Annotated in this window: 9 protein-coding genes and 1 pseudogene; 5 read left to right on the forward strand and 5 right to left on the reverse strand. The window is 40.2% G+C overall.

The window, feature by feature from the left end; all coding sequences use genetic code 11:
• Positions 1–2 precede the first annotated feature (2 nt).
• On the reverse strand, positions 3–1,211 hold the full coding sequence (locus ACE01U_RS00200) for an efflux RND transporter periplasmic adaptor subunit (protein WP_395552989.1): 1,209 nt from the start codon (positions 1,209–1,211) through the stop codon (positions 3–5).
• Positions 1,212–1,507: 296 nt separating this feature from the next.
• Here ACE01U_RS00200 and ACE01U_RS00205 point away from each other — a divergent pair, with 296 nt between their 5' ends.
• The 3 genes from ACE01U_RS00205 to ACE01U_RS00215 all read left to right on the forward strand — a co-directional run bounded on the left by ACE01U_RS00205 (position 1,508) and on the right by ACE01U_RS00215 (position 5,574).
• Positions 1,508–2,023, forward strand: coding sequence for a sigma-70 family RNA polymerase sigma factor (locus ACE01U_RS00205; RefSeq protein ID WP_395552990.1), 516 nt, complete (start codon positions 1,508–1,510; stop codon positions 2,021–2,023).
• A gap of 20 nt (positions 2,024–2,043) precedes the next feature.
• A complete protein-coding gene (locus ACE01U_RS00210) occupies positions 2,044–3,000 on the forward strand; it encodes a FecR family protein (RefSeq protein WP_086209377.1) in 957 nt (318 codons plus the stop codon).
• Between the two features lie 66 nt (positions 3,001–3,066).
• On the forward strand, positions 3,067–5,574 hold the full coding sequence (locus tag ACE01U_RS00215) for a TonB-dependent siderophore receptor (protein ID WP_395552991.1): 2,508 nt from the start codon (positions 3,067–3,069) through the stop codon (positions 5,572–5,574).
• A gap of 140 nt (positions 5,575–5,714) precedes the next feature.
• Here the strand turns inward: ACE01U_RS00215 and ACE01U_RS00220 are convergent, their stop codons facing one another.
• A complete protein-coding gene (locus ACE01U_RS00220; RefSeq protein WP_395552992.1) occupies positions 5,715–6,305 on the reverse strand; it encodes a GNAT family N-acetyltransferase in 591 nt (196 codons plus the stop codon).
• A gap of 46 nt (positions 6,306–6,351) precedes the next feature.
• On the reverse strand, positions 6,352–6,996 hold the full coding sequence (locus ACE01U_RS00225; protein WP_395552993.1) for an FMN-binding negative transcriptional regulator: 645 nt from the start codon (positions 6,994–6,996) through the stop codon (positions 6,352–6,354).
• Between the two features lie 109 nt (positions 6,997–7,105).
• Here ACE01U_RS00225 and pdxR point away from each other — a divergent pair, with 109 nt between their 5' ends.
• A complete protein-coding gene (gene pdxR, locus ACE01U_RS00230) occupies positions 7,106–8,608 on the forward strand; it encodes a MocR-like pyridoxine biosynthesis transcription factor PdxR (RefSeq protein WP_395552994.1) in 1,503 nt (500 codons plus the stop codon).
• 172 nt (positions 8,609–8,780) lie between these two features.
• Positions 8,781–9,665, forward strand: a complete 885-nt coding sequence (gene yddG, locus ACE01U_RS00235) for an aromatic amino acid DMT transporter YddG (protein ID WP_395552995.1) — start codon at positions 8,781–8,783, stop codon at positions 9,663–9,665.
• 135 nt (positions 9,666–9,800) lie between these two features.
• Here yddG and ACE01U_RS00240 read toward each other — a convergent pair.
• Together ACE01U_RS00240 and ACE01U_RS00245 are read right to left on the reverse strand one after the other, a co-directional pair.
• Positions 9,801–9,950: pseudogene (locus ACE01U_RS00240) on the reverse strand (secretion protein HlyD); the annotation flags it as partial.
• A 194-nt stretch (positions 9,951–10,144) separates the two neighbouring features.
• Positions 10,145–11,320 (reverse strand): cysteine desulfurase family protein, encoded by a 1,176-nt coding sequence (locus ACE01U_RS00245; RefSeq protein WP_395552996.1) that lies wholly within the window; start codon positions 11,318–11,320, stop codon positions 10,145–10,147.
• Positions 11,321–11,497: the final 177 nt, after the last annotated feature.

Here is an 11,497-nt window from a genome sequence, read left to right on the forward strand (position 1 = left end):
TCTTATCCAACAGCAGGTTTTGATGTTTCCATCACTTGAGGTTGATCCGAGACAATTTGAACTTCTTTACCTTCTGCAAGACGATCAATCCCTTCTAAAACCACCTGCTCCGTACCATTTAAGCCTGTTAAAACTTGAATCTGACCGTTAGAACTCAAACCCAAAGTGAGCATACGAATTTCTGCTTTTTTCTTCGGATTGATGATATACACATAAGTCCCTTTGGCCCCATGTTGCACGGCGTCACTTGGAATGCTAACAGCGTTTCGAATGGTGTGTGCATTTAAACGAACATTGACAAACTGATTGGGAAATAAGACATCATCACGATTATCAAAAATGGCCTTGATCTTTAATGTGCCTGTATTGGCATCAATCTGGTTATCCAACGCCTGTACATGACCAACCGCAAGCTGCTTTTGTTCTGCTTTATCCCATGCATTGACTGGGACTTGATGTCCCTGTTTCATGTTGTTACGCAAATGAACCAAATCATGTTCAGCAACTGAAAACTGTACATAAATAGGATGAACTTGAGTGATGCTGACCAAACCTGTCGTGTCATTGGCCTGTATTAAATTACCTGTATCTTTCTGCTGAAAACCAACTCGACCATTAATCGGCGAATAAATTTTGGTATAAGACAATTGTAATTTGGCTGCATCAACCTCAGCTTGATTGGCCTGTATTTGCCCTTTCAACTGATTGACTAAAGCTTGCTGTTGCTCTACTTGTTGTTTAGCAATTGAGTCTTGCTTAAAAAGCAGTTGATAACGTGCTAACTCCGTTTCTGCATTTCGGAGTTGCGCTAAGTTTTGCTGTTGTGTTCCTTCTGCCTGTGCCAAAGCCACTTGAAATGGTGCAGGGTCAACTTGAGCAAGAAGTTGTCCTTTTTGAACCGTCTGACCTTCTTTAAAATAAATCTGCTTGAGAACACCAGAAACCTGAGTTTGCACATTCACTGTATGGGTCGGAACAACTGTACCGATGGCTTTAATTTCCACCTGCAAGTCTTGTCGCTGTACAGACACGATACGTACAGGCACAGGTTTATCCCATTGACTATATTCTTCGCTAGGCTGCGACATAGTTTTTTTCCAATACAGCCCTCCCATGCCTAACAACAAAATGACAATAATCAATCCAATATAATATGTTCGACGATGAAGAAAATGCTTTGCTGGGTCGTTATTGTTCAATGGCTCACTCATTACATTTCCTATTCATTACAAAAAATTCTCGCCCAACACGTACTGTTCAAAACGATAAGACCCATACAATTTTTTAAAATTTGATCAAATTAAGTATTTAAAAAATTGACACTTCTTATTACAAATCACGCATATCTATTTATAAGACGGATGAAAACCTAAAAAAGCTCACAGTAAATGTTGCGTTTTGTAATTGCATTTAATAATGATTATCATTAATATTCAACCATTCATTTACTTATTCCACTTTTACTGCTGAGATTCAGGATATTTTTCTAGGGTCATGAGTTGAAAATATGAACTTAAATGTCCAAAAAAAAATGTGGTTTAGCCAGATATACAGCACACACCAAACCACGCTGTTGTCATGGTTTAAACATAAATTGCAACATCATCATCAGTCTGAAGACCTGAGTCAGGAGGTGTTTTATCGTGCACTTAAAAGTGAATACTGTTTTGAAAAAATTAAAGAGCCTCAAGCATGGCTCTTGGGTATTGCAAAACATGTGATTATTGATCACTGGCGACATCAACATGTTGAAAGGTTGTATTTAGATGCTTTGGCTCAGTTACCTGAAAACTACTACCCTTCGGCAGAGCATGAGGTGTGCATTCGAGAAACGCTTTATCAAGTACATCGCATGCTTGAGAAGCTACCGACGCGTACAGCACAGGTCTTTCTAATGTCCCAGTTAGATGGTCTCACCTATCGGGTGATTAGTGAGAAATTGAATATTTCTGAAGCAACGGTAAAAAGAGATATGAAACAGGCTTTTTTAGCTTGTATAAGTCTTTATAATCCTGTTGATTAATTCATCTTATTATAACACTTATGCCACAGCACTCTTCTTTACCTAATCATATCCTAGATGAAGCAGCCGATTGGTTGGTACTGATTCATTCTGGAGAGGTAACCGAGGAACAACGAGAGCAATTTGAGCAGTGGAAGTCAAAAAATAAAGAACATGCTTTGGCTATTTCACAGATTGAACGTTTTACACAAGGATTGTCTGATTTACCCAATTCTTTCCAACCAGATACCTTAGTTAAGTCTAAACATACATTTAGCACCTCTTTAAAGCACAATATGCTGTTTGGATTATCAGGGTTCTGCATTATTGGCTTAAGCCTTTATTGTATCCCTTGGGCAAAGCTACAAGCTGATTACCATAGCCAAGTGGGTGAAATTAAAACTGTGCCTTTAGCGGATGGCACAGAATTGATTTTAGCCAGTAATAGTTATGTCAATATCGACTTTTCAAAACAAACCAGACAAGTTGAATTGGTTGAAGGTGAGATTTATATTCAGACGGCAAAAGATCCGAAGCATCGCCCATTTATAGTCACAACCAAAGATGGAAAGATTGAAGCCTTAGGTACACAGTTTACAGTTCGCCAAGAAGATGAATATCGCACTAAAGTCAAAGTTTATGAGCATGCGGTAGCCTTATATCCTGCCAAAACAGATACACGCAAACTTTTACAACAAGGCCAACGTACCAGTTTTGATGCCGATACAATTTCAGCCATCAATCCACTGAAGAATGAGCAACCGTATTGGACGCAACATCTACTGGTTGTGGAGCAATGGCCACTTAAAAAAGTACTAGATGAATTGTACCGTTATCAAAATGGAACCTATTTTCTCGCTCCTGAGCTTGAAAATGTGCATGTTTCAGGCGTATTTTCATTAAAAAACCCAAAACAAAGCCTAGAGAACTTGGCCTATACCCATCAGCTTGAGCTGGATTATTACAGTTCATATCTATTAAAAATAAAAAAAAGATAAAAATATGACCCTTTTTTTGAGCTGACTCGACTTATACAGAAATACACTCCCAGTCGAGAACACCGCATGAAGGATTATCAGGCAAAAAGTAGATTAGCAATGGCTATTCGGGCAGTTTTATGGGGCATGCCACTAATGGCAGGAAGCCTTACCACTACTGCTATTTATGCTGCCACAACTTATCCTGTGAATATTACAAAACTCCCTTTGGATCAGGCATTGAAGCAACTCGCAATCCAAACGGGTACCACGATCAGCTATGACGCAAAGACACTCTCAAGTTTGCAAGCCAAAGCACTAAAAGGTAATTATGCAGTCGATGAGGCTCTGGCTGTATTATTACAGCCTTATGCTTTGGTTGCAGTAAAAGTAAATCATGGTGGTTACAGCATTCAAGCGAAACAACGAGTTCAAGCTGAAACACGAGATGTTCAACTCGAAGCTATTCATAGCCAAGCCAATAAAAATGCTCAAAGTAGTCAGGCGACGAATCCAGATGGATCAGCTCAACTTGCAACTATTTCCCTTAAAGCAGATCAAGGCAATAATTTAACAACCGAAGGTTCTGGCCTTTATACAGCTAAAGCAACCACTGCATCTACAGGTTTAGCACTATCACTAAAAGAAACGCCACAATTGGTGAGTGTCATTACCCGCCAACAAATGGAAGATCAAAACCTGACGCAACTGACCGATGTTGTTTCACAAGCCGCAGGTTTAACCATTAGCCAAAATGGTAATATCGGCAGTGATAACTCACCTATTTATGCACGCGGTCAAACAGTTGATAACTATTTGCTTGATGGCGTAAAGCTGATGAGTTCATATACCAGTATCTTTCAAAGCCAAGACACTGCTTTATTTGACCGTGTTGAAGTGGTGCGTGGCGCCAATGGTTTAATGACTGGTGCAGGCTCTGCCAGTGCCAGTATTAATATGGTGCGGAAAAAACCTTTGCAAGATTTCAAAGCTTCCGTCAGCACCAGTGCAGGTTCTTGGGACACCTATCGTACCGATATTGATGTCTCTGCACCATTAAACCAAGCAGGCACGATCCGTGGACGTACTGTTCTAGCCTACCAAACGGGTGATTCTTATATTGACCGTTATAGTGAGGAACGTAAAATTGCCTATGGAGTGGTTGAAGCAGACCTTACAGAAAAAACCAAAGCCAGTTTAGGGGTCAGCTACCAACAAATAGATATTTCAGGCATTGCTCGTGGTGGTTTACCTTCATTTTATACCGATGGTAGTCTCATCAACTGGTCACGTTCAGATTCAAATGCTGCAAGTTGGAGTAGTTCTGACCGAACAACAACTGCATATTTTGCAGATATTGAGCACCAATTTAACGAACGTTGGAAACTGAAAGGCACTGCATCTCGAACAATTACCGCTTCTGATGAAATTGTCGGTTATGGGTACTCACGCTCAGGAATTAATAAAGAAACAGGGGCTGGTACTTTACTTTATGGATCTCATTGGGACTATGAACCAACTCAGGACTTATTTAACTTAACCTTAAATGGTTCATTTGACTTACTCAACCAAACCCATGATGTGGTTTTAGGTACAACCTATGCCAGAAGTAAAAATAAACGCCCAACCTATTCGGGTTGGAGTGTAAATACTTTAGATAATATTTTCGAGTGGGATGGAAATACACCTACACGCCCTGAAATGCCGATTGGAGGATGGTACAGTAATGATGAGAAAAGCCTATCTGTATTTGGTGCAGTACGTCTAAAACTAGCAGATCCCCTAGCTGTGATTTTAGGAACACGTGTTGAAAATTGGCAACGTACAGATAATGAGTACACGTACTCAAGTCAAACTCTGGATGCTTCAAAACGCGAAGAAAAAGGTAAAGTCATTCCTTATGTGGGCATTACTTATGATTTCACAGAGCAATGGACAGGTTATGCAAGTTATACCAATATTTTCTTACCACAAGACAAGAAATCAGTCTCAGGTGGCTATGTTGATCCACTGGTAGGAAATAGTACGGAACTTGGTATCAAAGGTGAATTCTTTGATAACCAATTAAACATTGGTGCCGCACTCTATCAAACCCAAGAAGATAATAAAGCCATTGCTTTAGATGAACCAGATTCAGATGGCAATACGGTTTACCGTACCGAATCTGGCACAAAAAGTCGTGGTTTTGAAATAGAAGGCACAGGCAAGTTAACAGATACATGGCAAGTTTCTGCAAGTTTTTCACGAAATATCTCTCAGGACAAAGATGGTAATAATTTAAATACCAACATTCCAAATAATACCGCTAAATTATTTAGCACTTATACCCTGCCTTATCTCAACGAAGCTTTAACAGTAGGCGGTGGACTACGCTGGCAAAGTGAGATTTATCAAGATAATGGGCCAAACGGTACTCGTTTCACACAAGACAGCTATGCATTGGTTGACTTGATGGCGCGTTATAAGATCAATGAAAACCTACTGCTGAACTTCAATTTAAATAACTTATTTAATGAAAAATATCATCTATCAACCACCAACAGCTATTATGGTGCACCTACCAACTTTAGAGTAGGTCTGAAATACGACTGGTAAACTTAAATCTAAGAAATAAGTTATACCAATCTTTCACTCATCATTGAGTTCTATATCTGCGGCATTATTTTTGTATGAAAGTAATGCCGCTTTTTTATGTATTATTTTTCTCTAATGAAACGCGTCAGCTAGACAAAACGTTATCTCTTGTTCAAAAGTGCCTTCAAATGTTGTTGTACTGCAGGCCATTCAGTTTTTAAAATACTGTACACATACGTATCTCTTAAAATATCGTTTTGTACAATTTGATGACTTCTAAGCACCCCATCTAATTTTGCCCCCAAACGCTCAATTGCCGTCCGACTTTTAAAATTAAAAGAGGATGTACGGAACTCAACCGCAATACAATTCAAAATATCAAATGCATGCGTAAGCAGCAGATTTTTACACTCCGTATTGACATAACTGCGCTGCGCGGACTGGCTATACCATGTTGAACCAATTTCAACACGGCGGTGCTCGGCTTCTATATTCATAAAAGTCGTCATCCCTAACAGCCTCCCACTGTTTCGTTCTTCCACCGTAAATGGCAACATACTCCCCAACTGCTGTAAATCTAGGCGGCGTTGGATTTCCGCCGTCATCTGCTCAGGTGAAGGAATGCGGGTATACCACAGTTTCCATAGCTCGCCATCACGCACTGCATCACACAGTGCTGGTGCATGTTCCAACTTAAGCGGTTTTAATGTAATTCGTTCACCCTGTAAAACTACAGGTTTGAAGCACTGCATGGCTCACTCCTTATATTTCAATTATTTAACACAGCTCAAAATATTGTTATATGGACGTATTTTTTGCTGCTGCAATCAGATGCATCGCACCTGCAATCTCAACCTGCCCGGTTTCTTTCAGTGCATTTGCCACACCTAGAACATCTCGCTGATCTTTGTTTTGTCCAAGTTTCAATTTGCCCTGCAAACGCGTAATTTCAATTTCAATCCCTACAATTGCTTTTAACATGGGTTCAAGATAATCCTTAGGTGCATCCGACATTTTCCATGGCTCTGGCTGTGTTGCTTCATGAGTTCGTGTCAAACGTGCCACCACACCACGCACATAACGCTCATCATCTCGAATAGTTACTCGACCATAAGCATGTACCACTCGATAGTTCCATGTCGGCACTTGCTGATGATGCTCTTGTTTGCTGGGATACCACTGCGGTGAGATATAAGCATCTCCCGCTCGAAAGACCACCATCACTTCATCACCATTATTCACATCCTGCCAAACAAGATTATGTCGAGAAACATGAGCATGTAATATCCCAAGTTCAGTATGATCGACTTGTAACTCAAAAGGTAAATGGTTTGCATCTAAACCACTTCGTCCATGGGTAAACAAAATACCCAATGGATAATTCTGTATGAGCTGATGTAGCTCTTCAACTTGGGTTACTTCAAATTCTGCAGGGATATACACAGCTTTGCCTCCTTGAGCTCATTATTGCTGTATTTGTTGTTGTAAATTCTCTGGTTTAATTGGATTATTCAAAAGTACCAGTATGTATTACTTTGAGTAGACCAGAATTATGGCAAGAATGGCAAAAGTCGTAGAACTTCCTTCTATCACAAAGCTTAATAAAATACAGGGAAAAATAGCCGCTCAACTGATTCAAGCCTTACGACAGGCAGTACAAAATGGCGATTTACAAGCGGGCGACCCTTTACCCTCGTCACGTGAATTGGCGATGACATTAAGTGTCTCGCGGGGCACCATAATTGAAGTATATGATCAGCTCTTGGCTGAGGGCGTTTTAGAGGCACGTGCGCGTCAAGGTACTTTTGTTTCAGATAACTTGGCACGTTCAAAGCGTCAGCAAACTCAGAAGTGGACAAACACACACGCTACTCAAATTCAGCTAACACCAGCAGCTCAGGCCTATGCTGAAGTATTGAAAGAATTTAAACCGCTTCCCCATCTTCCCTTTGCAGTCTCTGTACCTGTTGGTCGCACCCAACCAAATGATATTTGGAGAAAATTTGGCAATCGCTACCGCGCACGGGGCGTCGCAGCACCCTCTGGGTATGATGACCCACAAGGTGTATTTTCCTTACGTGTTGCAATTGCTGACTATGTACGACGCTCTCGTTCTGTACACTGTGAAGCTGAACAAATAGTCATTACTAGTGGCATCCAACAGGCACTCTATATCTGTAGTCAGATTCTATTTAAAGCACAAGATCAGGTCTGGGTCGAAGACCCTGCTTACAGAGGGACAACTGCCCTATTAGAAAACTCAATACAACCCTTACATATTGTTCGTGTGCCCGTAGATGAAGAAGGAATTCAAGTCGATACAGGTATAAACCTTGCGCCAAATGCCCGTGCAGCCTTTGTCACCCCATCTCACCAATATCCAATTGGGATGCCCATGAGTTTAGCCAGAAGAACCGCATTACTCGCTTGGGCCAAACAGCAAAGCGCTTGGATTATTGAGGATGATTATGACAGTGAACTGCGCTACAGTGGTCAGCCTTTTCCAGCCTTGCAAGGGTTAGCACCTGAACAAGTCATCTATTTAGGGACATTTAGCAAAGTACTGTTCCCATCACTACGCCTCGGCTATGCCGTACTGCCCAAAGCTTTGGTGTCCCCTTTTTGTGGATTACGTGTTCTGATCGACCGTCATCCTCCCTCTGCTGATCAGCATGTTCTGGCTGCCTTTATTCAAGAAGGTTATTTAGAACGCCACATTCGACGAATTCGCAATGTCTATGCTGAAAACCGTCGATATTTGATTGGCATGATTGAGCGTTATATTCCAAAACACTTAGGCTATTTACAAGCTGGAGATCAAGGCATGCATATGGTGCTATGGCTTGCAGATTACATGGATGATCGGGAAATCGTTCAAGCGGCACTAGATGCTGGCATTGCAATTAAAGCGGTTTCCCCGACCTTTTCGTTGGAACGTAAACGCTCTGGATTAGTGCTTGGTTTAGGAGATTTTGAGCTGATGCAAATGGAACGTGCTGTACAAAGCTTGGCAAATATTCTCAAGCAGCATGAACGGCCCCTTGAGATGAAGTAAATTCACGTGATTCTTCATCAGGTTTATAAGCGACTAGCCCCCATTTTTTCGTATAATATCGGCGACACTCAGTAGCCCTAAAATTGCTCTGTAAATCTGTATTTAAACCAGACAATGGAAATACTCACCAGAATTTACAAATTAAATGAATATGTTAAAGACTACAAACAAAATGAACTCGACGAAAGCAACATGGATTGGTCTGGCTGCCATTGTATTATGGAGTTTAATTATTGCTCTGATTAAAGAGGTGAGCAACAGCTTTGGAGCGATTGGTGGAGCCGCCCTCATTTATTCATTGGCTTCTGTTTTTTTGCTGCTCTCCTTTGGTTGGACTCGGTTAAAAGAATTTCCTCTTCCTTATCTGATATGGGGAAGTTTACTGTTTGTCTCTTATGAAATTTGCCTTGCCCTGTCCATTGGTTACTCAACCAGTAGTCGACAAGCCATCGAGGTTGGGATGGTGAACTACCTGTGGCCGACCTTTACCATTATCTTTGCGATTGTATTTAATAAACAAAAAGCCAATTTTCTCATCGTACCCGGCTTTTTTATCTCGCTAATAGGAATTTGTTGGGTATTAGGCGGTGATCAAGGATTAAGCCTTAAGGGCATGCTAAGCAACGTTCAAAATAACCCTCTAAGTTATGGCTTAGCATTACTCGGCACCGTACTTTGGGCGTCTTATTGCACCATCACCGCAAAAATGGCAAATGGTAAAAATGGGGTGACGCTCTTTTTCATTTTAGTTTCAATTGTGCTGTGGGTTAAATGGTTGTTGTTAGGTGAAGGCACTTTGATTTTTGAACTGCAACCCACCATTTATTTAGTCCTTGCAGCCTTTGCGATGGGTATGGGCTATGGTGCATGGAATATTGGTATATTGCATGGCAATGTCACCCTATTGGCCGCAGCATCGTATTTTATTCCTGTGTTTTCCGCTGTGGTTTCCGCCGTCATTTTAAGTACGCATTTAACTTTCAGTTTTTGGCAAGGTGCTTTGATGGTCTGTCTCGGCGCTTTATTATGTTGGGTTTCAACCAAAACCAAAGCTTAAATTATTAACAATAGAGTCTATTTCAGGAAAATTTTCAGCTCTAACGCTTATCCTTAAAACCCGTAACTTAATAAAAAGCCAACGATGACATTACATGCGTTGGCTTTTTTATTGTTTCAAAACAGTGGATGGATATTAGCGTTCACGCAGTGCTTCTTTGGCTTTGTTAAACGGTTTAATTAAATAGTCCAGCACCGTCTTGTGCCCTGTTTTAATATCCACAACTGCCACCATTCCTGGTGTAATGTTAAATTGTTTACCCTGCTTATTCATCAATTTATCGGAGCCTGCGTTTTACACTCATCTTAGTATTCCATAAATATTCCTCAGATTGGTCATATTACAATCTGTAGAAAACCAAAATAATTGAGTAAACAACGAATACACTCATTCATACTCAAGAATTGAGACGATGCCTCTTTATATTAGGGGTATTTTAACACCGCCTATCGTTTGCAACTCATCAAAACTTCGATGTTTTAAACAGCTGATAATTGAACACAGAAATCTTTAGAATTTATAGCAAATTGGACTTTATATAATATTGTTTCTATATGCTCATCTGTCGTATAGGCTCCAAAGCTAAAGCGCACCGTATGTGCAGCCAGTTCCTCATTCAGTCCTAAAGCATTTAATACATGAGACTGAGTTGCATGATGTGAATTACAGGCCGATCCACTCGAAACCGCAGCAACCTGTTTAACCGCTGAAAGAATAGAATTGGCCTGCTCACCAAAAAAACTGACATTCAAATAATTGGCAACATGTTTGTTCGGATGACCATTCAGTTTTATGGGAGTTAACTCTTCTAAACTCGTTAAAAATTGATTCCTTAATTTTTGAATACGTTGTTGTTCTTCAACTAAGTTTATTTTAGCCAGTCTACAGGCTTCCCCCATACCCACAATTTGATGTGTCGCTAAAGTTCCTGAACGCAAACCCTGTTCATGCCCACCGCCATGAATTTGGGTCTTGATGTGTTTTTGAATGCCTTGACGCACATAGAGCGCACCAATGCCTTTGGGGCCATATATTTTGTGGGCGGATAGGCTGAGTAAATCAATATGCATCGCATGAACATCAATCTCTGTCTTTCCTGCAGCTTGAGCCGCATCAACATGAAATAAAATTTGATGCTGATGCGCAAATAGTCCAATGGCTTGAATATCAGTTAATGTACCAATTTCGTTATTGACCATCATCAGTGAAATTAAAACCGTATTGGGTTGAATAGCCTGTTCTACCTGTTCTGGGTGAATCACGCCTGTACCTAATTCAGGTTGTAAATAAGTCACCTGAAAACCGAGGTTTTCGAGCTCTGCACAGGTATCCAAAACGGCTTTATGTTCTATTCTGCTGGTAATAATGTGTTTATTTTGATTTTTATAACGATCTAAAGTTCCTTTGATCGCGAGGTTATTTGACTCTGTTGCACCAGAAGTCCAAATAATTTCTTGCGGATTAGCACGAATTAAATCAGCCACATGCTGCCTAGATGTGGCGATATGTTTTGCAGCATCCCAACCATAATGATGCGATTGTGAAGCAGGATTTCCAAAATCACCTTCTACAGACAAACATCGAATCATTGCTTGAGAGATTTCAGGGAGAATAGGTGTTGTTGCTGCATAATCCAAATAAATTAATCTGCTCATTTTAATCACTATTAAAAATAAATTTAGAATGATTATAAAGGATGAAATTTATTCTATTTATATGGATTTAATCATACCTTATCAACAATATTATACTTATAAAAAAATCGTCAGCTCTAACATTCACTAACGATTTTAATATAGAAAATTACCTGATTTATATTTAAAAAAATAAGA

It is taken from the genome of Acinetobacter halobius (assembly GCF_044130335.1).
Taxonomy (GTDB): Bacteria; Pseudomonadota; Gammaproteobacteria; order Pseudomonadales; family Moraxellaceae; genus Acinetobacter.

Excerpts from the sequence above, each read along its gene's own strand:
- ACE01U_RS00200 (WP_395552989.1), bottom strand. The coding sequence starts at position 1,211 with ATGAGTGAGCCATTGAACAATAACGACCCAGCAAAGCATTTTCTTCAT.
- ACE01U_RS00205 (WP_395552990.1), top strand. The coding sequence starts at position 1,508 with ATGAACTTAAATGTCCAAAAAAAAATGTGGTTTAGCCAGATATACAGC.
- ACE01U_RS00210 (WP_086209377.1), top strand. The coding sequence starts at position 2,044 with ATGCCACAGCACTCTTCTTTACCTAATCATATCCTAGATGAAGCAGCC.
- ACE01U_RS00215 (WP_395552991.1), top strand. The coding sequence starts at position 3,067 with ATGAAGGATTATCAGGCAAAAAGTAGATTAGCAATGGCTATTCGGGCA.
- ACE01U_RS00220 (WP_395552992.1), bottom strand. The coding sequence starts at position 6,305 with ATGCAGTGCTTCAAACCTGTAGTTTTACAGGGTGAACGAATTACATTA.
- pdxR (WP_395552994.1), top strand. The coding sequence starts at position 7,106 with ATGGCAAGAATGGCAAAAGTCGTAGAACTTCCTTCTATCACAAAGCTT.
- yddG (WP_395552995.1), top strand. The coding sequence starts at position 8,781 with ATGAACTCGACGAAAGCAACATGGATTGGTCTGGCTGCCATTGTATTA.
- ACE01U_RS00245 (WP_395552996.1), bottom strand. The coding sequence starts at position 11,320 with ATGAGCAGATTAATTTATTTGGATTATGCAGCAACAACACCTATTCTC.